We start from the raw sequence: 21,708 nt of genomic DNA on the forward strand, positions 1-21,708 counted from the left end.
GCCCAACTGGCTAGCAGTAGGTGTCGTTTAGAGCCCTGAAAACGACAACAACTGCGAGCTAGTTGGGTGTGCAGCTGCTCCCAGACTCCGGTCAGGTGCCTCCGGTATGGTGAATTGGATGTTCTCAGTCATCTCGCCTCCGCATCGTGCCCCCACTGCGAATCCGACCCCTGGGAAATCCGCCACGGACAGCGCCAAGCCGGTCAGTTCCGAGGCGGAGAATCGCCTGCCGAAGAGCGAACCAAAGCAGTCCCGACCCGATCTCGCGACGCTGACCGCACTGCGTTTTGTTGCCGCGCTGTGGGTGGTGTTCTTCCATCTTCAAGCCATGCAGCAGACCTTCCTCGCCCCCGTCTATGAGCTGTTCCGTCCCATCATTGCCAACGGCGACCTGGGCGTGGACGTGTTCTTCGTGCTCAGCGGCTTCATCATCACCTACACGTACCTGGACCGGCTGGGCCCACGGTTCCGCTGGCGGGCTGCCGGGGACTTTGTCTGGGCCCGGTTCGCCCGGATGTGGCCCGCGTTCGCACTGGTGGTGGGCGTCGTAGGCCTGTGGCTGGTGTACGGGACCGCGCAGGAATCCGTGCGGGAGTGGTCCCTCCAGACCCAGGCTCCGGACCTCTCGCCGTGGGGGCTGGCCAAGCAGCTGCTGATGATGCATCTCTGGTTCCAACCGGGTACCGACGGCGCCAGCTGGTTCGGTCCGGGCTGGACGGTCAGCGCCGAGTGGCTGGCCTACTTGGCATTTCCGCTGCTGGCGCTGGTCCTGTTCCGGCTGCGCCGGCTGCATCCGATGGCAGCGCTGGCCGCTTCTGTGTTGGTCCTCTTGCCGACGGCCGTCTGGGGCCCGGACCTGCCAATCGCCACGGTTGAGCATCAGCCGTACGAATGGCTGCTGCGGATCGCCTGCTGCTTCATTGCCGGCGCTTTCGCTTGCATCGCCGCACGGAACGCAGACCGAATGAAGTTCAAGCCTGCCCTGGCCGGGCCCGGCGCCCTGTTGACGGGATCCGCCGTCGTCATCTTCCTGGCCACAACCGGAAAACCGGGCCCGGGACGGCTGGCCGTGCTTGCCTTCCCGCTGCTCATTGCCCTGCTTAGCCTGACCCGCGGCTGGCTCCGCTCGGCGTTGTCCGCGCGGTGGCTGCAGTACGGCGGGCACAGCTCCTACAGCCTGTACTTGGTCCACATGTTCTTCATCTACCTCTTCTACTGGATCGTCAGGGACTGGCCGCATGGTGCCGGACCGCTTGCGGAGAACCTGCTCGCGGCAGGGTGCCTGGGCGGTATTGCCTTGGCCACCCATCTCCTGTTCAGGTACGTCGAGGAACCGGCCCGGCTCCGGCTGCGCGCACTGGTGCCGAGGGCGGGTGCCGCGAGGGTGTGAAGGGGTGGTGCCCTTGGCGCGGCTGTCCGGCAACCTCAGTCGAGGGAACTGAGGAACGCGGTCGTGTCCACTGCCACCTGGTCCGGACACTCCCACAGGACCAGGTGCCCTACCCCGGGATAAACCTTCAACACGGCGCCTGGTATTCGAGCCGCCAGGGCCTCCTGGTGCCTTCGAGGCAGCACGGCGTCATGTGCGCCCCACAGGATCAGGGTGGGAGCAGGAATGGTTCCGGACTCGGTGGGCGGAGCTGCCGTACGCAAACCGTCGAGGATGCGCTTCCACGCATGCGCGGGCATTCTGACTCCGTCGCGCACCCGGTCCTCGATAAACCAAGCAGGAATCGCATGCAGTAGTGGGAACCAAGCCAGGGAATTCCGCACCCAGTTCTCGTCGATGGGGTCCTGGAGAGTGGCGACTTCGTCGGCGAAAGCAGGCCGACCCCGAAGGCTTAGGGGAGAGCCCACCAGCACGAGGGCCGCGACGCGACCGGGGTACCCGATGGCTAACTGCTGGGCCACGTAACCGCCGCTAGAGGAACCAAGGACGAACGCCCTGTGCACACCGAGCGCGTCCAGAATAGCTGCGGCGTCCTCGGCCTGAGATCCAGGACTTCGGCGCCCATAGCATCAGGGTACGCCTCGCCGTCGGCACTAAGTGACTGCCGCCGTCGGGCCCTCAAGCCGAAAAGCCGAAGTTGAGCCGCCCAGCGATCAGGAATCGTTGACACCTGCGGAGCATTGGCGTTCGATGATCGCAAGGGGAACTGTCTCGGCGGGGAGGGAACAGTTCATGCGGGTAATCCGGAATGCGAAACCTGTATCCATTATGGCAGGCAGCACCCTGCTGCTTGAGGGCTGTGCCGGGATGTGGCTGGCCGCCACAGCGCCCGCCGGACCGGAGAACGGCAGGATCGTTTTCCTTTCCTTCTCCATTGCCGTCGTTGCCCTGATCTGGGGTGTCATCGTGCTGTCCTGGCGCCTCTGGTCCAAGCCGATGGTCCTGGTGCGGGCACAGGCGGCCGATGCCTTTCCCGTAATCTTGCCCGTCGCGGTGCTCGTATCCGGGTTTCTCTCCGTGCCCGAGATCGCAGATCCCGCTCGTCCATACCTGTGGCTGGGCGGCCTGCTCTTGGGCTCGCCTGCCATTTCAGTAGTGTCTGCGGAGAAGGCGACGCTCTCCGAGATCCCGCCACTTCGTCCGGGAGGCTTCCTCGATTGGCTCAGATGGCAGAATTTCGGTGCCGTCACGCTGTGGCTTTCGATTTACTTCACCGCCATGTTCTTTTACGAACCACGAAGGCTTGATGCCTTCACGCCATTGATCATCGTGCTGGCGCTCGCTCAAGCGGCCGTGAGCGTTTGGCGCATCATCGAGCACCGTCAATTTTCCAAAGTCGAAGTGCGCCTTTCCGGCCTGCAGATCAACTGGCTACGCGTCATCCATGTCAGCCGCGGACACGAGGCAGCCGTGAAGGAACTCCGCACGATGTACCCCAAAATGGGTCCCACGCAAGCCGACACCATCATCGAAAACCTATATCGGGCAGAAGCGCTAAACGGGCCGAACCTCTAGATCCGACCACTTTTGGCGGGCGTAGCAGTCCGGGATCCCCGAAAATACGGGGATCCCGGACTGGAAGGTTGTTCAAAAGTGGTCGAATGTTGAGCCCAGGAGCCCCCGTTCCCTAAGGCCGGTCAGGGCCGCGGGAATTTGGCGTTGAGGCGGAACAGGAATGCAGCGGTCGCGTCGCGGTGTACGGGTTGAAGGGGCTGGTAGATCGATCCTCCGGCTACTGGCCAGCCGGTCGTGATGCCGGTGGAGGCGAGCCAGCTGATCTCTTTGTAGAACGGGTAGCTGACGGGCACGTCGAGGAACGCCGTAGTCGGGGTCACGGCCGGGCTGCCGCTCAAGCGGTAGAGGAACGCGGCCATCGAATCCCGGTTCACCGAATCCAGTGGGTGGAAGGTTCTCGTATTGTTCGGCCCAGGGTACCCGGTGGTGATGCCGGTGGAGGCCAGCCAGGTGATTTCCTTATAGAAGGGGTCCGAGGTGGGAACGTCAGTGAACGGGGACGCCGCCGGGGCGGTGAACGCCGGGCTGGCCTGGTACCGGTAGAGGAACGCGGCCATCGCTTCCCGGCTGATCGACTGGAGCGGCTCAAACAGAGTGGTTCCGTTGGGGCCCGGGAATCCGGTGGTGATTCCGTTGGTGGCGAGCCAGGTGATCTCGTTGTAGAACGGATATGTTGCCGGGATGTCTGCGAACGAGGCACCGCTGTCGTACATCTCGTAGTCGTCGGTGGTGATGGTGCCATTTGTTTGGATGTTCAGGCCCCAACTAATACCTGAAGCGCCAGCCGGCAGGGGAGGAGTGACCCAGGTGATTTGGGTCCAGTTCGCCGCGGGGAGGACCAAAGGGCTTGCCGTCCAGTATGCCCAGAACCCGTTACCGACACGGTAATAGACTTCGAATTGGGTATCCGCGGTGGATTTATACCAGGCTTTCAGTTGATAAGTATGTCCGGGTATCCCTGTTGGCGAGCAGCCGCCAAGGTCCAGGGCGGGCAGGAGTTTCGCGTCGCCGGACACCCAGCCCGCCACGGTGAGCTGTTCAGCGTTCGTACCGGTGTGGCCGGGTGTGACGATCGAGAAAGTCGGGGTGTTCGTGCCGTACCCGCCGGCGGCCCAGCACTGCGGGATCGTGTTGACCAAGGTTTCCAGGCTGGGGTTTTGGATCATGTTTACTCCAGGCCCTGGCGGTGGAGGTAGAGCAGGGCCCGCTACTGCCGGCTGCTGGGTGCCGCCGACCACCTGGTCCACGGTCTGCACCGTGACGGTACCGGCCGCCTTTTGCTGTGCAAGCCAGGTGGCGAACTGGGTGAACAGGGTCGGGGTGATGGTCAGCGTCGGATCCGTGCCGACGGCGATGTGGTGGAAGGTCAGTTGGACCCACCCGCCGGTGGTTGTTTGGGCGTGGGTCACCTGGGTCTCCAGATTCGCCAGGGTCCAGGTGCTGTCTACCTCATCCGGTGCCGCCGTGTCGTAGGCGTTGACCGGTGGGACGGTGTCTGCTGCGGGAAGCGTCGCCGATGCGGGGTCCTTGCTGGCGGCGTCGCCCAGGCCGCGGGCGCTGTTGTAACCGCACCCCTTCACCAAGGCCTCGGTGGCCGGATCTTCGGAAGCGAAGGGGTAGGCGAAACTGGTGACTTTGAAGCCCATGTTCATCAGCGCCACGCGCCCGTCACAGATCTGCCGCTGTGACTCGGCGGGGATCAGGGACACAAGATCCGGGTGGGTGACCGTGTGGCCGCCGATCTCATTGCCGTCGGCGGCGATCTGCTGCAGGTTGGCAGTGGTCAAGTAGGTGGGCTGGCCGAGCCATCCGGTCGTGATGAAAAACGTGCCGACCAAGCCCAAGCTCTTCATCGTGGCTTCGGCTGTCAACTGGTCCGCGTTGCCGTCGTCGAACGTCAGTGACACCACGGTGTTCGCAGCAGCATGCGCCGGAGCGGCGAACCCCACCGCGGCCAGCAGGCCGGCAACAACCAGCGCCGTGCTGCCGAAAGCGGTCCAGCGTTTGCCAAAGTGCTTACCGAGCCGTATTCCAGTCACACTGAGCCGTGTGCGGCCCTCGCGCGGCGATTCCGTCGTCCCTTGCTGCTCATTCGTGGTACTCATGGTCAACTCCTCCCCAGGCTAGGTAATGCACTAGCAGCCGGGTGACCTTCGTTGGGTGGGCCAAGAAGGTGCCGCTCGAAAGGGGAGTCCGATCTGGGTTTCCAGCGGTGGCACTCGGTGCCGGTTGTTTGTTCACACTCGCGTACTTGCGAGGGTACGACCGCAGGCAGCCGTTGAAACGAGTGGTCAATACTTGTTCTTCCCACGCATCCTTAGGTGGAGCTTCTGATGTGTCTAGGTAGCTGCCCGATCGCCCACTCGGAACGGTGTCCGGGCGTTGCCCAGGGCTAGTCGCGCAAGCACCCCGCGTGTACAGTCGACTTCGCCAGCCCCTTCCGGTCAGGCGCGCCCGACCGGCTCCGTGAAGGAAGGAGTGCCCGTGACGCTGCCTGCAGTGGACAAACGTAAACAGCCGGAACACGAGCACAGAAGCCCGGTCCGCGCTTTCACGTCGAAGTCTGCTGCCGGGCTGGTCGTTGGCCTCGCGCTCGTTGCACTGTTCGCGCTCGTGCGGGTGCTGGCACCGTCCACGCCGGAGACTTTTGGGCTTCCCAACGCTGCCCGCGACTTTGCCACGCTGTCGATCAGCGTCGTCGTCGAGTCCTTGCCCTTCGTTTTCCTCGGGATTGTCCTCTCGATCGCCGTCCAGGTCTGGCTACCGGAGGGCATGCTGCTCCGTCGCCTGCCACGAATCCCGGTGTTGCGGAGGCTGGTCCTTTCGCTTCTGGGAATGCTGCTGCCGGTCTGCGAGTGCGGGAATGTTCCGCTGGCCCGGGGCTTGGTGGTCAAGGGCCTCACGGTTGCGGAATCGATGACTTTCCTGTTCGCGGCGCCCATCCTTAACCCCGTAACCATCGTCACCACCGCGCAGGCGTTTGGCTGGGGCAACGGCATCCTGGTCTCCCGCGTCCTGGGTGGTTTCTTCATCGCCAACCTTGTCGGGTGGATCTACAGCCGGCATCCACGGCCCGGGGAGCTGCTGACCGCCCGGTTCCAGGAGACCTGTACTGTGGCAGACCACGACGGCGGCGCTGCCGGGAAGGTGAGGCGCAGCGTGCAGATGTTCTCGCAGGAGACGCGCGCAATGATGCCTGCCTTGTTTATTGGTGCAGGCATGGCCGGGCTGATCCAGGTTGCCGTTTCCCGCGAAGTGCTGGTGGCCCTGGGCAGCAATCCCGTCTGGTCTGTCCTGGCGTTGATGCTGCTGGCGTTCGTCGTCGCGATCTGCTCAAACGTGGATGCCTTCTTTATCCTGTCGTTCGGCGCGACCTTCATGCCGGGAGGCATCGTGGCTTTCCTCGTTTTCGGACCCATGATCGACGTGAAAATGCTCGCCTTGATGCGCACCACGTTCACCGCGAAAACCCTCCTTCAGCTCAGCCTGCTGGTGGCGCTTTGCGCCGCGGTCCTCGGATTGGCGATCAACTATGGTCATTAGGCGGCTCGTGGGCCGCTGGCAGGGCGTGGTTCTCAGCCTGATCGGCCTCATCGCGACGATTTGGCTGGGCCTGACGGGGCAGCTTGCCTTGTATATCCATCCACGGTACTTCGTGTTCACGGTCATCATGGCGGTGATCGCAGGAGTGCTTGCCCTGGCGGCTTTCGTCTTGGCTCCCACCGCCCAAGACGGACACGACCAAGACGGCCACGAGCACAGCGACGAGCACAGCCACGACCACAGCGACGGGCGCGGTTCGCGATGGAGTTGGCTGTGGCCGGTCGGAAGCGTGCTGACCATCGTCGCCGCCGTCGTCGCCTTGCTGATCCTGCCGCCGTCGACCCTTACTACTGCAACTGTCGCCCAGCGGGACCTCAACGGCTCGGCGTCCGCCCTCACGCTGAAAGCACCCGCACTGCCCAGCAAGGGAGACTACTCCGCCTTCACGGTGAGGGACTGGGCATCGTTGCTTCGGTCCGGCGCGGGGCAGGACTTTTTTGCCGACAAGACTGCCACCGTGACCGGGTTCGTCAGTGCGGACAAGACGGATCCAAACGTTTTCTTCGTGACCCGTTTTGTGGTGACCTGCTGCGCCGTTGATGCCCAGCCGATTGGCGTTCCCGTCTATCACCCAGGGTGGCAAAACGAATACACAACCGACAGCTGGGTCACGGTCAGCAGCAGCTTTCGAGCCAACCCCAACCCGGCCAGTCGCGAGGCAATCGTCCTGATACCGGATTCCATCGCCCACACCACACAGCCGGCGCAGCCCTATGTCTACTAAGCGCCGCCCCATCTCGGCCAAGCGGGCTGCAGCCATTGCCGCCGCGGCCGAGCTCCTGGCCGGACGCCGTTTCGCCCGGCGCCTTTACGGCACCATCGCGATCCTCGCCCTCCTTGCCGGCGGGTTGACAGTAGCGAACCTTTCGAAGCTGCCGCACCCCAACTCCATCTCGGCCCTGGCCCGCTCCGCCACCCCTGCAGCCTTCGCCCTGTACAGCCTGCAGAGGGACACCGGCAAAGACAACACAGGGCTGAAGAAGCCGGACACCATCCTCGGCACAAGCCTCTCCGGAACTGGCGAGCCAACGACTATTGTCAGCGCCGACCGCATCCAGGAGTATGCTGCCCTTCCTTCCGCCTTCGCCGTCGTCACACTCAACGATGACAACACCAGCTCCCTCGAGATCGTCCCCCTCACCGGCGGCCCGCCAACGCTTGTTCCCTTGCCAAGCCTGGGGACAGTGGCCAACCTTCATGCGGCAGGATCCAAACACCTCATAGGCTTCACCTTCAGCGCTTCTGCGGCCACTGGCCAGTACTGGAAAACACTCTTCGTGTACGACGTCGACAATCCGTCCTCGGCTCCGCGGGCCGTCCAGGGGATCAACGGTCCGGTCTCGGCTGCGGACTGGCGCTTTGTCCCGGGTGCGGCCACTTTGGTGGCGCAGACCGACGACCAGTCCATGTTCCTCATTGATGCGCTGGAAACCGGCAAAGTTTCGCCTCTGGGTACGCATGCCGCGATCCTCGGATTCGTCCCCGGCACTGACGAACTCGCCGTCGCCGACTCAGGGCTGAAAAAGGGCATAGACCCGCCCCGGTATTCGACCATCAACCTCACCAACGGGACATCCACGCCGCTCACCCTCACCGGCGCTTTCGTACCCGATGCCGTCAACGGGGTCACCACCACCGCGAGTCAACCCATGGTCCTCGCCGCTTCAGGCCAGTTCGCGCAGGTAGTGAGAAAGTACGACGCCGGAAAGGAAGCCTCCGTCGTCAACGTCACCGACAAGAACGGCTCGCGCCAGCTCTACCAGCCTGCCGCCGCCTGGTCGCGCATCCTGGACACCTGTATCTCTCCGGCCAGCGATTACCTCGCCGTCGAAACCGCAGCACCGCAATACGCGGGAGACCAATACCCCGTCCGCCCCGAACCGACCCCCATGCGGACGGACCTCGTGGACTTGAAATCAGGGACCGTCCTGAAAAGCGTTCCTGGATTCCTTCCCAGCTGGTGCGGCTGATTGAGGCCCGTCAAACCCGGCCGGGCAGGAAGCAGCGCGCAGCCACTAAGGTGACTGCCGCCGTCGGGCACTCAAGCCGAAAAGCCAGGTTGCAGCGACCGTTGCCAGATAACCGGTGATGACAATCAGGGAGACGCCAGCCCAGAAGTAATTGGTGGTGCTGCTTTCCTGGCCGAAACCGGGCGCAATCTTCAACAGCGAATACACCGAAACCGCCGCAGCGGCGACGCCCGCCAGCGCCGACAGCGAAAGCCACAAACGTGACGACGCCCAGTGCTCACCGCGGCGGTCCTGGACGTTCCAGCGCTTTCCAGTACGAAGCACCAACCAGCCAGCCGGCAGCATGACCGCTCCCACCACGAGGAACGCGGCGACGACGTCGGCGGGCCGGTGCCACTGGTTGATCAGCGTGGAAACCCCGGCCGCCACGGCGAAAGTGCCACCGAGGAACCCCGCCAGAGGCCGCCAGCGCGGCGAGACCACCAAGAAGACCGCGGCAGCCGCAGAGGCCGCCAACGTGGTGTGTCCGGAGGGCAGCGAGTTCAGTTCAATGGTCTGGACGCCGCGGAACGGCCTGTTCGGAAACCAGTCCTTGAGGAGCTGGGTGGCCAAGTTCGCCGCGACACAGGCGGCCAGAGCGATCCCGGCGGCCTTCCAGCGCCGGCGCATTATGGTGACGAAAAGAACGACGACGGCGGCGATCGCCACCGAGATGACTGGCAACCAATCGAGGAACTGGGTGGTTGCCCGCTCGGTGGGACCGTTGATGGTCGCGGCTTCCACCAGGGCGGATTCGTCGATGTACTGCCCCGTTGTGGTGCGCACGAAAAAATAGTAGGTGGCAATGAATGCGATCGCGCACGCCAAGGTCGCCAGCACAAAAAGGACGCCCATCCCAGCGCCCGCCCAGCGCTTGGCAGCGATCCCACGTATGGCCGGCAGCCGGCTCGTCTTAGGAAAACTCATTACTTTCAGGGTGCCATATCTGGCTGGGAGGATCACTTTTGCTCGGCGAGGAGTTCCTCATAGAGCGCCAAGTGTTCGGCAACCATCCTCTCGGCGCTGAAGTAGTTTTCCGCGGCGCGGCGGCACTCCCCGCGGTCAAGCGTCGCGGCGGCAATGACGGCCTCGGCCAGCTCCGGGGGACTGGAACCGAGATAGCCCGTGACGCCCTCGGAGACGATTTCCGGGGCGGATCCCCGGAATGTTGCCACCACCGGTGTCCCGGTGGCGAGGGACTCGATCATGGCCATCCCGAAGGGTTCATCCCACTGAAGCGGATTCAGCAGGGCCACCGATCCGCCCAGGAGGACGAACTTGTCCGCAGCGTTCAGCTCGCCGAGGTATTCGACGTCGGGCCCCAGCAGCGGCGCGATGACCGCGGCGTAGTACTCATGCTCTTCCGCGCTGTACATCTTGGCTGCAATTCGCAACGGTACCTGGGCCAGGCGGGCGGTCTCTATGGCTTCCGGCAGGCCCTTGCCGGGATGCATCCGGCCGAGGAAGCTGGCGTAGCCGCCGTCGCCGGCCCCGAGCGGGACGGATTGCGTGTCGATGCCGTGGTGAATGACCCTCCGTACCTTGATCCCGGGCGCGGAGTCTGCTTGATGGTGCGAGATGGCGATGATCGCGGTGTCGGCGGCCATCGCCTGGTAAATGTCATGGTTTTCGGCTGAAAAGGGGAGGTGGGCCGTTGCGACGATAGGCGTTCTCTCCGGCCGATGCCTGTAAAGCGGACCTGCCAGCGTGTTGTCGTGGATGAGGTCGACGTCGCCCATGGCTCCGAATGCGTACACGCTGTGGCGGAGTTCGTCCGTCCCGTTTCCTATCCTCGAGCCGTCCGCAAGTGGTGGGCCGGGGACTTTGGCCACTGGACATGTGCTTCCGGACGCCGCCGCCAGAAGCACATCATGGCCCGCGGCAGCCAATCCGCGAGCCAGGATATCGATGATCGACTCCGTGCCTCCGTATGCGGGCGGCGGGACCGGAATCCAAGGCGGGGCAACAAGGCCGATGCGCATCTAGAGCCCCCGCTGCGGTCCCGCGGCGACGGGATGGACATCCAAGAGATCGGACAACGGCTTGCGGGCTTCGAGATGCAGTGCGACATTCTCGGGCAGGTCCGTGACCCGTGTTTCTCCGTTGACCACTTCCACGGAGATCCGGGAGCCGGCAAGTGGGATATTTCGCATTTTGATCTCGCCGAAGCCTTCAGGGACAACGGGTGCCAGCCAGAGGCCTCCGTGGGTGAGGCAAGGATCGAAACGGAGTAGTACCCGGAGCAAATGAACCGGCGTGGCAGCGGCCCACGCCTGCGGCGAACACGACGAAGGATACGGAACCGGCATCCCGTAGGTTTTCCTGTCCAAACCGCAAAACAATTCCGGGAGCCGTCCGCCAAAAGCCTCGGCGGCATCGAGGAGGCCCGTGACGAGGCGTTGGGACTCCTCAACGAAGCCATAGCGCATCAACCCGCCGGCAATAAGGGCATTGTCGTGCGGCCACACCGAGCCGTTGTGGTAGCTCGCCGGGTTGTATGCCGCCATGTCCGAAGCCAATGTCCGGACGCCCCATCCCGTGAACATGGTGTCCGACATCAGCCGCTCCGCGACCAACGGAGCCTTGTCGTCGTCGACGATTCCGCTCCAAAGGCAATGGCCCATATTGGACGCGCAGGCGTCTACCGGCCGCTTGTTACGATCCAGGGCGATCGCGAAATAGCCGCGTTCGGGAAGCCAGAATTGCTCGTTGAATTTTCGCTTGAGTTCAGCCGCCCGCGCGCCCCACACCGCGGCCAGCTTCAGATCGCCGTCCTCCTGGGCCATCAAGGCCCTGCTGAGATAGGCGGTGTACACATAGCCCTGGACTTCGCACAAGGCGATCGGCGGCTCCGCCAGGGTGCCGTCGGCGAAGTTGATGCCGTCTCCTGAATCCTTCCAGCCTTGATTGAGGAGGCCATGGTCCGTGGCTCGCGAATACTCAACGAAGCCGTCGCCGTCGGCGTCTCCGTAATCGCGGATCCAGTCCAGGGCGCGGTCCACCGCGGGCAGAAGGGACTCCGAGACCTCGGAATGGAATCCCCAACGGGTGAGCTCCCCGGCGAGCGTGACGAACAACGGTGTGGCATCCACCGAGCCGTAGTAGGCACTGCCGCCCCCAAGCGCGAGGCCCGTGCTGGCACCGAGACGCACCTCGTGCAGGATCCGGCCCGGCTCCTCCTCGCTGAGCGGGTTGACGGTCCGGCCCTGATGGTCGGCCAGGGTTTTGAGGGTTCCCAGCGCCAGCGAAGGATCCAGTGGAAGAGTCATGAAGGAAGTCAGGAGCGAGTCCCGGCCGAAAAGGGCCATGAACCAAGGAGATCCTGCAGCCACCACCGTCCGCCCGGGATGGTCAGGGTCAAAGATCCTCAGGGAGCCGAGGTCTGCCCTGCTCTGGGCCAACGCCTTTTCGAAGGCTTTGTTGGCAAGTTCCGTTGTAGGAACCTTGCCATGCCATTCCTGCAGCCTTTCTTCGGGGACATCGTAGGGGCGTTGGTTCCCCCAAACCTGGGCGTCCGCCTCGGGTCCAACCCCGTCGATGCGGGGTGTGGCCGTCACACCGGTGGACCAATGGCCTTGAGGTTCAAGGGTGATGTCGTAGCTGATGACATCTCCATCAATCACGGCATTCGGGGCGTCAATGGTGACCAGGACGTGCCGCCCCTGCCGCTGGGATTCAAGGACCAACGAGCCGTTGCTATCCCGCGTCAAGTGCACACTCTCGTGGCGTGCCCTGCCCTCCTTGACTTCGAAGATGTCGGCAAAGTCCGCATTGACCGTGAGCGAAACCGTGGTCTGGGTGGACTTGCTGGAGAAATTCCTGACCGTGATCTCTTCGCGGACTCCGCCGAACAGGCTCCGCCTGCGTTCAATCAGCAGATGGCTGTCTGCCAACCCATCGGTGCGTGCCGCTCGGCCGACAAAATCAGCGCGGTAGGGCTCCGGGACAGGGGAACCCAAGGCTTCGATGGGGCGGCCGTTCACCGCGAGCACCCAGTTCGAAACGAACCGCGTGTCACGGAAGAACATCCCATGCGGGCGCAGTTGGTCCATATCTCCGTTGGCCGCAGAGACGCAAAACGATGTTCCTGCCAACAACGTCACGGCACCCGCGCCGGCCGAACCTGCGAGGTTCTCGGCATTCCAACCTGTCATCAATGGGCTCCAAAGCTAGGGACGGGGGAATGGGGCAGCTTGTTTCAGCGTATTCGCCGCGTCTTCGGAAGTGAACCCTCCTGCAGATATGGGGGCTTTTGGGTGGACGCTCGCTCGGGTATGGCGGGTTGTGGCCGGACGCTCGCTCAGGTATGGCAGGTTGTGGCCGGACGCTCGCTCAGGTATGGCGGGTTTTGGGTGGACGCTCGCTCAGGTATGGCGGGTTTTGGGTGGACGCTCGCTCGGGTATGGCGGGTTTTGGCCTGGGGATTGGGGGCGATATGTGAGCGAGGGTTTGGGGATTGGCCCACATATCTGCAGGAGCGTTTGGGGTTTGGGCTCCATATGTGAGCGAGCGTTTGGGGTTTGGGCTCCATATGTGAGCGAGGGTTTGCCGTTTGGGGGCGATATGTGAGCGAGCGTTTGGGGTTTGGGCTCCATATGTGAGCGAGCGTTTGGGGTTTGGGCTCCATATGTGAGCGAGCGTTGGGGGATTGGGGGCGATATGTGAGCGAGCGTTGGGGGATCGGGGCACATATCTGATGGAGCGTCGCGAAAGGTGAGAGGCGCGTAATAACACCGATGTGACGCTTGACACGTGTTAGGTGATGGATTTACGCTACCTAACACGTGTTAGGAAGGAATTAGACATGCCAGGAAGCAATGGGAAGCTGCGTGAGATCTCACGCAGGACAGCCCTTGGTGCCTTGGGTGCGGGAATTGTCGGAGCAACAGTGGCGTCGTGGCCGCGGTTGACCGGAATGGACATCCCGGGCCGCGGGGACAACGGCCTTAGCATCGCCATCATGGGTACCGCAGCGGACGCTACCGCACGCCAGCGGGTCATTGATGCGTTCGCGAAGGTGCACCCGGAAATCAAGGTTAAGGTCCAGGCCATCCAGGCCGCGGACTGGAAGGACTTCTTCACCAAGATCCTCACCATGGTGGCAGCAGGAACGCCACCGGATGTGGTCTACGTGGCCACCGAAGGTGCCCAGCTCTTCGCCGAGAAACTGGCGCACCCCTTGGACGAGTACCTGCGCCGCGATGCAGCGGACATGAAGGAGTACTTCGCAGACGTCCACCCGAGCCTCGTGGAGGCGTTCATGTACAAGGGCAGCCTGTTCCAGCTCCCCATCGACTGGAACGCCGCCAACATGTACTACAACACCTCGGCCTTGCAGCAAGCCGGACTCGAACGTCCCGCGGATAACTGGACCCAGGTCGATTTCCGCAACACCCTGGCTGCCATGCGGAAAGCCAGGCCGCAGGACTTCACCCCGTACTACTGGACCAACAGGCTCTTCGGCGGCGTGGTGCCCTGGCTCTATGCCAACGACGCCAGCTTCCTCAAGGAATCCAAATCCACCGGCGGCGAATGGCTCTGGGACAGCTTCTACGCCCAGGATCCTTCCCGCGGACTACGTTCCGGCGGCTACCAGTGGCTTGAACCCAATGCCGACGACCCGCGGGTGTACGAATCGTTCGACTACCTCCGTGGCCTCGTCAAGGATGGCCTGGGCGTCCGACCCGAAGAAGGCGGCGGAAATTCACTCGTCGGGCTGTTTGCGTCCAACCGGATTGGCATGACACCGGCCGGCGGCTACTGGGTTGAGGGCCTCCACGAAGCCGGAATGAAGGAAGACGACTTCGACGTCCAGTTCTTCCCGCGGTGGCGCACCCAGCGGCACCAGTTCGGCACAGCCGGCTACGCCATCATGAAGACCGCGAAGGACAAGGATGCTGCATGGGAATGGCTCAAGTTCTCTTCCAGCCTGGAAGCCATGCAACTGGTCTTCCCGACGCCGAACACCACCCCCGCGCGCCGCTCCATGGTCAACCAAGGGCTCTACGCCAACACCGGGCCCAAACACTGGAAAGTCTTCTACGACACCCTCGACAAATTCCCCACCACAGGTCCCATTCCGGCACCGCCCCAGCAGGCCGCCGTCGAGACCGCACTGATGAAAAACGTATCCCTGGCCGTCAGCGGTGATGAGAACCAGCTCAAGCAGGCCCTCGACTCCATGCAGCGCGACCTTGAGATCGCCTTGAGGAGGCAGGCATGAGCACGGCAACAACGGGCATGTCCACCAAACGCCGAAACGGCGCGGGGTCCAAACGCCAAAACGGCGCCGGAGCGAAGAGCGAGACAAACGGAAGACAGCGTCAGCGCTGGCTCCCCTGGGCGTTCCTGGCTCCCACCATCCTGGGCATGGGCCTGTTCACGCTCGTGCCGATCGTCGCTTCCGTGGTCCTCGCGTTCTTCCGCTGGGACATTATTTCCGCGCCAAGCTTCGTCGGGTTCGACAACTTCGCCGAAGTGGTCCAGGACCCCACGGTGCGTGTCTCGTTCCTGAACACCATCCTGTTCGTGGTGGTCGCCGTGGCGCTGCAGCTCGGCCTCGCCTTGGCGCTGGCGATCATGGTGCAGGAGAAGCTCCCGACCTGGCTTCGCGTCTTCTTCCGGAGCGCCTTCTTCTTCCCGCTGATCCTGTCGGCCGCGTCGGTGTCCATCTTCATGCGCTATCTGTTCAACGAACAATTCGGCGTAGTCAACTGGCTTTTGTCCTTCGTCGGCATCCCCGCAGTCCCTTGGCTGACGACGCCGGCCGGTTCTGCCGCCGTCGTGATCCTCGTGTATGTGTGGCAGAACTTCGGGTTCTCGTTCCTGCTGTTCATCGGCGGCCTGGCGTCCATCCCCATCGAAACGTACGAGGCCGCATCGATCGACGGCGCCACGGGCTGGCGCAAACACCTCCACGTGACGCTGCCGCTCCTGAGCCCCACCACCTTGGTGGCATCCGTCATGGCGATCATCAACGCCCTCCAGGTGTTCGACCAGCCCTACGTCCTGACCCGCGGCGGCCCGGGCGACTCCACGCGCACCGCGGTGATGGTGATCTTCGAGTCCGCGTTCCAGCGCCTCGAGTTCGGCCAGGCCTCGGCGATCGGCGTCATCCTCACGCTGATCATCATGGCCATCACCGCCGCCCAGTTCCGGCTCAGCAAACGTTTCGTCTTCTACCAGTAAGGCCCGCCATGACTACAACCTCAACCCAGCGCGCCGTCGTCGATCGCTTGGCTTCCCAAGGGCCCGCGCCCCGCAAGAAGCGGAACTGGAGCATGGCCGGACGAATCGTGCTGCTCCTGATCGCGTCCGTCTTCATCCTCGGTCCGGTGCTGTGGACCCTGTCCACCTCGCTGCGGCCACCGGCGGAATCGTTCCAGCTGCCGCCGTCGTTCCTGCCGCTCAACCCCGATTTCTCGTCCTATGACCAGGTCTTCAAGCAGCTCAACATCATGCTTCTGGTCCTCAACAGCGCCCTCGTGACGGGTCTGATCGCCGTCGGGCAGATGTTCACGGCGGCGCTGGCCGGCTACGCGTTCGCGAACCTCAAATTCCGCGGCCGCGGGGCACTGTTCTCGATTGTGCTGGCCACCATGATGGTCCCGGCGCAGGTGACGATCGTTCCGGTCTTCATGCTGATCCGAGGCATCGGTTTGTCCGACACGCTCCTCGCGCTGATCCTCCCGGCGATCCCGACGGCGTTCGGCACCTTCCTGATGCGCCAGTACTTCCTGGGGCTGCCCAGTGATTTGGGCGAGGCCGCCGCGATCGACGGAGCCTCGCCATGGCGGACGTTCCGTTCCGTGTATGCGCCGCTGGCGATGCCGGGCATGGCGATCGTAGGCATCCTGGCGTTCAACTACCACTGGAACGAGTTCTTCCGGCCACTCATCCTGACCATCTCCGAGCAGAACTTCACGCTCCCGCTGGGCTTGGTGTCGCTGCAGGGCAACCTCGGCACGGGCAGCATCTCCGTGGTGTTGGCGGGCGTGATCCTCTCCATGATTCCGGCCCTGGTGGTGTTCATGTTCGGCCAACGCGCATTGCGTGACGGACTGACCGCCGGCACCGGCAAATAGCCACTACTTCCCTGAAAGGACTTCGATGACGGACCTCATATCCTCCGCCCCTGCGCTTGCGGCGGCGGCCACCCACCCGGACCCGGCTTTCCCGCGCTTCCACCCCCGGCCGGCGCAAGGCTGGATCAACGACCCCAACGGCGTCAACTTCATCAACGGCCGCCACCACGTGTTCTTCCAGTTCAACCCGGAATCGGCCCGGCACCACCGGATCCAATGGGGCCATATCAGCTCTCCGGACCTGGTCCACTGGGATGAACACCCGGTCGCGCTGCGCCCGCAGGACGGCGGGCCGGATGAGTTCGGCTGCTGGACCGGTGTGGTGACCGACGACGGCGGTGTCCCCACCGCTGCGTACTCGGGCGTGCGGGGCGATGGTGGGCACTCGCAAGTGGTGATTTCCCGAGGCTCCGCGGACTTGGTGACTTGGGAACAGGATGGCCACATTGCCGCTTCCATGCCGGGCGATGGCCTGGTCACGGCCGTGCGCGACCCCTTCATCTTCCACTTCAACGGCAAGCGCTATGCCATGCAGGGCGCCGGGCTGGCCAATGGACATGCTGCTTTGCTGCTGTACACCGTGGAGGACATGTCCGACTGGAAGTACCAAGGCATTTGGCTGACCACCGAAAACCCCGTGGCCGCCACGCACACTCCGGCCGAAATCTGGGAGTGCCCGCAGTTGGTCCAAGTACCTTCCGACGGGGTGCCTTCCGACTCGGGGGCTGCGGCCGAAACCTGGGTCATGATGTTCTCCCTGTGGCTCTCCGGCGACGACCACGAGCACGCCAACGGAGTGGGCCACCTCATCGGTTCGCTGGCCGAGGACCCGTCCACCGGGCTGCCGGTATTCGTCCCGCGTTCCGGCGGCAAGTCCGACCTTGGCCGGGATTTCTATGCTCCGCAAATCGCACAGCTGGACTCTGCGTCTGGGACGGGGCCGCGGTCGGGGCCGCGCGCCCTGCTGTGGGGATGGGCCAACGAAGGTCCGGGCCGCGATGGCCGGCGTGGCCGTTCGCAAGACGAGATCGACGCCGCAGGCTGGGCGGGCGTATTAACCCACCCGCGCTTCCTCTCGGTTGAGGATGGTGCATTGGTGGTTGCTCCTGCGCCGGAGGTCGAGGCGTATCGGGGTTCCTTGGTTTCGAGCGGGGCTTCTGGGGCCGTTGCCGTGCCGCCGTTTGCCGAGGCTGTTGTGACTGGTGGGACTGATGGTGGTCTTGGAGCCAGTGAGGTTCGGCTGGTCCTGGCCTCCGACGCGGAACGGCAAGTCGTGTTTGCGGGGACGCTGTCCGAGGGCGAGGAACTCCGCATCTTCGTGGATGCTTCCCTGGTGGAGGTGTATCGGACGGGTTCCGTGGCCACGACACTCCGTGCCTACCCGGCCGTGGGTGAGGAATGGAGACTTGAGCTTCCCGAAGGTGCGCAAGCGGACGTCTGGGAACTGAAGCTGCCGGACTAGGCGGCAGGCCGCCGTCGGGCTCTCAGCGTTTGACCTCTTTTGGCCGGTGCTGTCGCCCGGAATCCCTGTATTTCCGCGGATTTCGGGACGGCGGCCCGGCCAAAAGTGGTCGGATCTAGAGGGCGGGAACGGGTCCGGTGGACTCGCGGACCACCAAACGGCAAGGAACCATGGTTTCCAAGCCGGCGTTGGTCGCCAAACCGGTGCCGCCGCGCGGCGTCGGCGTCTGGACGCGGTCCTCAATCTGCTCCAGCAACATGGTCATCGCGGCCGCGCCCATTTCCCGCAGCGGAAGCGCCATGGTGGTGAGCGCGGGGACCATGGTGGCCGCGATGCGGGATTCGTCGTCGTAACCCATGATCGAGAGGTCGCGCGGTACGGCGAGGCCCAGCCGCGCCGCAGCCAGGGCGACGCCGATGGCGAGCCGGTCGTTCGCGCAAACAATCGCCGTCGGCCGCTCGGTGGCGGAGAGCAGTCCCATGGCGCCATGGAAACCGTCGTTGATGTCCCAACCGGCCGTGAACACGCGGTCTTCGCGAACGGGAATAGCGGCCCTGGCCATCGCCTCCCGATGCCCCGCGATGCGCAACGGGACAGCCGGGGAGGTGGCGGCACCGGCGAGGAACGCGATATCGCGATGGCCCAACTGCAGCAAGTGCTCGGTGGCTTCCCTGCCGCCGGAAACCTCGTCCGGGATCACATGGTGCAGCTGCGGGGAGGGGCTGTTGTCGAAACAATTGGCGAGCACTGAGGGGACGCGGAGCATGCCGTGGGGCACGTCGAGCGGCTTCAAACCGACCGTGACATACATCAGCCCGTCCACTTGCCGGTCCAACAGGGTTTCGACGGCGCTCTCGTCACGGGAAGCGTCGCGCTCAGTGTCCATCACGACGGTGACGAAGCCGTGTGCGCGGGCGACGTCGTCGGCGCCACCAATGATGTTGCCGTCGAATGGGCTCACCACCACCTCGTCCGACACGATGCCGATCACGCGTGTTCGTTGATTCCGCAGGCTCAAGGCGATGGCGTTGGGGGAGTACTTGAGCTCCGAGGCGGCCTGCCGGATGCGATCCTGGCTTTCCTTGGCCACGTTGCCGTCGCCACGGCCGTTGAGCACCAGCGACACCGCACTCCGCGAGACGCCCGCCCGTTTGGCGACGTCGAGTGCTGTGGCCTTGCGCTGCATGCGGGCTCCTCCGGCTGTGGTTCCGTTTCTTGCTGCATTCTACCTAACGCGTGTGAGGGGTGGCCCGGTTCCGGACGCTCCTGCAGATATGCGGCCCCCTAGCCCGACGCTCGCTCACATATATGGCCAAAAACGGGAACGCTCGCTCACCTCAAGTGAGCGAGCGTCTGCAGAAAACACCCCAAAGGTGAGCGAGCGTCTGGGGGCGGGGCCCGCCCTGCAGATATGCCCCCTTCCAGCTGAACCTTCCTGCAGATCTACCCCCTTCCACCCCCTACCAAAAGCGGTATCGTTGGGCGTGCCGGGCGGTACCGGTGTTCTGATCTATGGGGGTGGGTCCGATTTTTTCTTGGCGCCGAATGGCTACGATCGTGCTGACAGCTGCAGTGGCGTTGAGTCTCAACGCCTGCGTTTTCGACATAACAGCATCCCGATCGCTAGCCCCAACGGGGACGTCCGCCTCGCCCACTTCCAAGCCATCCGCGACACCCACCACAAGCAGTGGTACCCAAATGCGGGTCCGTTCGTCGCAGGAGCTGCAGGCGCTGGTCGGCAGCCTGCGTGCTCCTGACGGCGTGATGTCAACGCCCATTGATGAGGCGGCGATTCGCGACATGCAAGATTCGATGGCAGTTGGGCCCGCCGACATGACCACCGATCCCGCGAGATGCCGGGACCTCCTGAAAGCAGGAGAGTTGGTCGACTACAGAATCCCGACGGCGGCCGCGGTGCTGGGGCCCCAGGCGAATATGTCCGTCGTCATGGCTTCATCCGACGATTCCGGCTATTTCTGGCAGGGCATGTACAGCATCGGCAAAGTTCTCGGATATTGCACCGAGGTGACTATTAGCTCGGGGAATCAGCAGGTGCACTCGTCCTTGAAGCGCCTGAGTATGGACCTTCACGGCTCGAAGTCGTTCACCTACGTCACCACTATCACGGGTTCGGGAGCGCCGATCCATGTGCTGCGCATGGTCACCATGAGCGGAAGCCTGTTCGTCACGGGGGTCCACCCGCTGCCGGATGCACAGCCCACCGACGCCGTCATTAAGGAACTCAGCAGCTACGTCAACGCAATCATCGACCACGCTGACGATCCAGTGCCCGGCGCTCCCGCCACGAAGCAGCCCGCCACCCCGCCACAAACAGGCAACCCGGCCTAGCCGGCCCCACGCTACAGTGAAACCATGCCTCCATTCCCCACCCTCGACGAGCTCCTTGCCACCGCCACAGTGGTCAGCCTGCCGATGCGGGTCAAGTTCCGGGGCATCACCGAGCGCGAGACCCTCCTGTTCCGCGGCCCGGCCGGGTGGGGCGAGTTTTGTCCGTTCCCCGAGTACGGCGACGCCGAGGCTTCCCGTTGGCTCGCCGCCGCCGTCGAAGCCGCATGGCACGGTTTTCCGCCGCAGCTGAGGGACACCATTCCCGTCAACGCGACCGTCCCGGCCGTGCCTGCCGCCCGGGTGCCCGAGGTCCTGGAACGCTTCGGCCGGGTGGACGCCGTCAAGGTCAAGGTCGCCGAGCGCGGGCAGGAACTGGCCGACGACGTCGCGCGCGTCACCGCAGTCAGGGACGCCCTCCCGGACGCCGCGATCCGAGTGGACGCGAACGCGGGCTGGGACGTGCCCCAGGCGGTTGAGGCACTCGGGCGACTCTCCGCCGTCGGGCTCGAATACGCCGAGCAGCCCGTGCCGCAAATCGATGGCCTCGCCGAAGTCCGCCGACGGCTCGCGCGGCAGGGCACGCCCGTGCTCATCGCCGCCGACGAATCCGTGCGGAAGGAAGACGATCCCCTCAAGGTGGCTCGCGCGGGTGCTGCGGATCTGATCGTCGTCAAGGTGGCGCCGCTTGGGGGAGTGCGGCGCGCGCTGGACATCGTGGCGCAAGCCGGGCTTCCCGCCGTCGTGAGCTCGGCGCTGGACACCTCGGTGGGGATCCGCGCGGGGCTCGCGCTCGCCGCCGCGCTGCCGGAACTGCCGTACGCGTGCGGGCTGGGGACCGTGCGGCTGTTCGCCTCGGACATCACGCATGATCCCTTAGTGCCCGACGACGGCGCCATCCGCGTCCGCGAAGCCGTCGCCGACGAGGGGCTGCTGGAGCGGTATGCGGCTCCCGCTGAACGTCGCGACTGGTGGCTCGACCGGCTCCGCCGCGTGCACGCACTCCTACAGGCATCGACTGCTGAGCAACTGCCGTTTTGAGGCTCCAAAACGACAGTTGCTCAGCAGTCGATCGGGTTTCCTGGCCGAACTTGTGAGGCAAGAGGACCGGCTCCGCCGTGTGCACGCACTCCTAGAGCGGGTTGAAGCATAGATTGCTGTGAAAAGGCTGGGAATTCACCGGAACTTTACCGGAGTGTCCTCTCGGATTCCGCTAGCGCTGTAAGGGTTGGGAAATCA

At 64.1% G+C, this 21,708-nt stretch carries 16 protein-coding genes and 1 pseudogene; 11 read left to right on the forward strand and 6 right to left on the reverse strand.

Features of this window, described 5'->3' with window-relative positions:
• Positions 1-118: 118 nt before the first annotated feature.
• A complete protein-coding gene (locus NFJ07_RS11340; RefSeq protein ID WP_269994420.1) occupies positions 119-1,390 on the forward strand; it encodes an acyltransferase family protein in 1,272 nt (423 codons plus the stop codon).
• A gap of 35 nt (positions 1,391-1,425) precedes the next feature.
• On the opposite strand, the pseudogene NFJ07_RS11345 reads toward NFJ07_RS11340, so the two are convergent.
• Positions 1,426-1,983 (reverse strand): annotated as a pseudogene (locus tag NFJ07_RS11345) (alpha/beta fold hydrolase); the annotation flags it as partial.
• A 235-nt stretch (positions 1,984-2,218) separates the two neighbouring features.
• On the opposite strand from NFJ07_RS11345, the gene NFJ07_RS11350 reads away from it, so the two are divergent.
• Positions 2,219-2,965 carry a hypothetical protein gene (locus NFJ07_RS11350; RefSeq protein WP_269994422.1) on the forward strand — a complete coding sequence of 249 codons (747 nt, stop codon included), beginning with the start codon at positions 2,219-2,221 and terminating at the stop codon, positions 2,963-2,965.
• A gap of 122 nt (positions 2,966-3,087) precedes the next feature.
• On the opposite strand, the gene NFJ07_RS11355 is transcribed toward NFJ07_RS11350, so the two are convergent.
• Positions 3,088-5,070 (reverse strand): S-layer homology domain-containing protein, encoded by a 1,983-nt coding sequence (locus tag NFJ07_RS11355; protein ID WP_269994424.1) that lies wholly within the window; start codon positions 5,068-5,070, stop codon positions 3,088-3,090.
• A gap of 385 nt (positions 5,071-5,455) precedes the next feature.
• On the opposite strand from NFJ07_RS11355, the gene NFJ07_RS11360 reads away from it, so the two are divergent.
• From NFJ07_RS11360 to NFJ07_RS11370, 3 genes are read left to right on the forward strand one after another with little or no spacing between them, the layout of a single operon-like run.
• Positions 5,456-6,508: a permease gene (locus tag NFJ07_RS11360; RefSeq protein WP_269994481.1), complete on the forward strand. Its 1,053-nt coding sequence runs from the start codon at positions 5,456-5,458 to the stop codon at positions 6,506-6,508.
• Positions 6,498-7,292, forward strand: a complete 795-nt coding sequence (locus tag NFJ07_RS11365) for a TIGR03943 family putative permease subunit (RefSeq protein WP_269994426.1) — start codon at positions 6,498-6,500, stop codon at positions 7,290-7,292. Before NFJ07_RS11360 ends, NFJ07_RS11365 begins: the two co-directional genes overlap by 11 nt.
• Positions 7,282-8,538, forward strand: coding sequence for a hypothetical protein (locus tag NFJ07_RS11370; RefSeq protein WP_269994428.1), 1,257 nt, complete (start codon positions 7,282-7,284; stop codon positions 8,536-8,538). Before NFJ07_RS11365 ends, NFJ07_RS11370 begins: the two co-directional genes overlap by 11 nt.
• 45 nt (positions 8,539-8,583) lie before the next feature.
• Here NFJ07_RS11370 and NFJ07_RS11375 read toward each other — a convergent pair whose 3' ends face one another.
• Genes NFJ07_RS11375 through NFJ07_RS11385 form a run of 3 tightly spaced genes read right to left on the reverse strand, consistent with a single transcriptional unit; the run spans position 8,584 to position 12,731 of the window.
• Positions 8,584-9,504: a phosphatase PAP2 family protein gene (locus tag NFJ07_RS11375; protein WP_269994430.1), complete on the reverse strand. Its 921-nt coding sequence runs from the start codon at positions 9,502-9,504 to the stop codon at positions 8,584-8,586.
• Between the two features lie 32 nt (positions 9,505-9,536).
• Positions 9,537-10,559: a glycosyltransferase family 4 protein gene (locus NFJ07_RS11380; RefSeq protein WP_269994432.1), complete on the reverse strand. Its 1,023-nt coding sequence runs from the start codon at positions 10,557-10,559 to the stop codon at positions 9,537-9,539.
• Positions 10,560-12,731, reverse strand: a complete 2,172-nt coding sequence (locus NFJ07_RS11385) for an amylo-alpha-1,6-glucosidase (RefSeq protein ID WP_269994433.1) — start codon at positions 12,729-12,731, stop codon at positions 10,560-10,562.
• A gap of 650 nt (positions 12,732-13,381) precedes the next feature.
• On the opposite strand from NFJ07_RS11385, the gene NFJ07_RS11390 reads away from it, so the two are divergent.
• The 4 genes from NFJ07_RS11390 (at position 13,382) to NFJ07_RS11405 (ending at position 18,123) form a co-directional block, all read left to right on the forward strand.
• Positions 13,382-14,800, forward strand: coding sequence for an ABC transporter substrate-binding protein (locus NFJ07_RS11390; protein WP_269994434.1), 1,419 nt, complete (start codon positions 13,382-13,384; stop codon positions 14,798-14,800).
• Complete coding sequence (locus NFJ07_RS11395) at positions 14,797-15,765, forward strand: carbohydrate ABC transporter permease (protein ID WP_269994435.1); 969 nt, start codon at positions 14,797-14,799, stop codon at positions 15,763-15,765. The genes NFJ07_RS11390 and NFJ07_RS11395 overlap by 4 nt, the downstream gene beginning before the upstream one ends.
• A 92-nt stretch (positions 15,766-15,857) precedes the next feature.
• On the forward strand, positions 15,858-16,661 hold the full coding sequence (locus NFJ07_RS11400) for a carbohydrate ABC transporter permease (protein ID WP_236818659.1): 804 nt from the start codon (positions 15,858-15,860) through the stop codon (positions 16,659-16,661).
• A 25-nt stretch (positions 16,662-16,686) separates the two neighbouring features.
• A complete protein-coding gene (locus tag NFJ07_RS11405; RefSeq protein WP_269994437.1) occupies positions 16,687-18,123 on the forward strand; it encodes a glycoside hydrolase family 32 protein in 1,437 nt (478 codons plus the stop codon).
• Between the two features lie 115 nt (positions 18,124-18,238).
• On the opposite strand, the gene NFJ07_RS11410 is transcribed toward NFJ07_RS11405, so the two are convergent.
• Positions 18,239-19,309 carry a LacI family DNA-binding transcriptional regulator gene (locus tag NFJ07_RS11410; protein ID WP_269994439.1) on the reverse strand — a complete coding sequence of 357 codons (1,071 nt, stop codon included), beginning with the start codon at positions 19,307-19,309 and terminating at the stop codon, positions 18,239-18,241.
• Between the two features lie 512 nt (positions 19,310-19,821).
• On the opposite strand from NFJ07_RS11410, the gene NFJ07_RS11415 reads away from it, so the two are divergent.
• Together NFJ07_RS11415 and NFJ07_RS11420 are read left to right on the forward strand one after the other, a co-directional pair.
• On the forward strand, positions 19,822-20,472 hold the full coding sequence (locus NFJ07_RS11415; protein WP_269994441.1) for a hypothetical protein: 651 nt from the start codon (positions 19,822-19,824) through the stop codon (positions 20,470-20,472).
• Positions 20,473-20,496: 24 nt separating this feature from the next.
• Positions 20,497-21,510 (forward strand): o-succinylbenzoate synthase, encoded by a 1,014-nt coding sequence (locus NFJ07_RS11420; RefSeq protein WP_269994442.1) that lies wholly within the window; start codon positions 20,497-20,499, stop codon positions 21,508-21,510.
• The last annotated feature ends 198 nt before the right edge of the window (positions 21,511-21,708 follow it).

It is taken from the genome of Arthrobacter sp. B2a2-09 (assembly GCF_027587375.1).
In the GTDB taxonomy this organism is placed as follows: Bacteria; Actinomycetota; Actinomycetes; order Actinomycetales; family Micrococcaceae; genus Arthrobacter.

What these genes read in the sequence shown, in the direction of transcription:
- NFJ07_RS11410 (WP_269994439.1), bottom strand. Translation starts at nt 19,309, where the DNA reads ATGCAGCGCAAGGCCACAGCACTCGACGTCGCCAAACGGGCGGGCGTC.
- NFJ07_RS11365 (WP_269994426.1), top strand. Translation starts at nt 6,498, where the DNA reads ATGGTCATTAGGCGGCTCGTGGGCCGCTGGCAGGGCGTGGTTCTCAGC.
- NFJ07_RS11395 (WP_269994435.1), top strand. Translation starts at nt 14,797, where the DNA reads ATGAGCACGGCAACAACGGGCATGTCCACCAAACGCCGAAACGGCGCG.
- NFJ07_RS11420 (WP_269994442.1), top strand. Translation starts at nt 20,497, where the DNA reads ATGCCTCCATTCCCCACCCTCGACGAGCTCCTTGCCACCGCCACAGTG.
- NFJ07_RS11355 (WP_269994424.1), bottom strand. Translation starts at nt 5,070, where the DNA reads ATGAGTACCACGAATGAGCAGCAAGGGACGACGGAATCGCCGCGCGAG.
- NFJ07_RS11340 (WP_269994420.1), top strand. Translation starts at nt 119, where the DNA reads ATGTTCTCAGTCATCTCGCCTCCGCATCGTGCCCCCACTGCGAATCCG.
- NFJ07_RS11380 (WP_269994432.1), bottom strand. Translation starts at nt 10,559, where the DNA reads ATGCGCATCGGCCTTGTTGCCCCGCCTTGGATTCCGGTCCCGCCGCCC.
- NFJ07_RS11415 (WP_269994441.1), top strand. Translation starts at nt 19,822, where the DNA reads ATGCGGGTCCGTTCGTCGCAGGAGCTGCAGGCGCTGGTCGGCAGCCTG.
- NFJ07_RS11375 (WP_269994430.1), bottom strand. Translation starts at nt 9,504, where the DNA reads ATGAGTTTTCCTAAGACGAGCCGGCTGCCGGCCATACGTGGGATCGCT.
- NFJ07_RS11400 (WP_236818659.1), top strand. Translation starts at nt 15,858, where the DNA reads ATGGCCGGACGAATCGTGCTGCTCCTGATCGCGTCCGTCTTCATCCTC.
- NFJ07_RS11385 (WP_269994433.1), bottom strand. Translation starts at nt 12,731, where the DNA reads ATGACAGGTTGGAATGCCGAGAACCTCGCAGGTTCGGCCGGCGCGGGT.
- NFJ07_RS11350 (WP_269994422.1), top strand. Translation starts at nt 2,219, where the DNA reads ATGGCAGGCAGCACCCTGCTGCTTGAGGGCTGTGCCGGGATGTGGCTG.
- NFJ07_RS11370 (WP_269994428.1), top strand. Translation starts at nt 7,282, where the DNA reads ATGTCTACTAAGCGCCGCCCCATCTCGGCCAAGCGGGCTGCAGCCATT.
- NFJ07_RS11390 (WP_269994434.1), top strand. Translation starts at nt 13,382, where the DNA reads ATGCCAGGAAGCAATGGGAAGCTGCGTGAGATCTCACGCAGGACAGCC.
- NFJ07_RS11405 (WP_269994437.1), top strand. Translation starts at nt 16,687, where the DNA reads ATGACGGACCTCATATCCTCCGCCCCTGCGCTTGCGGCGGCGGCCACC.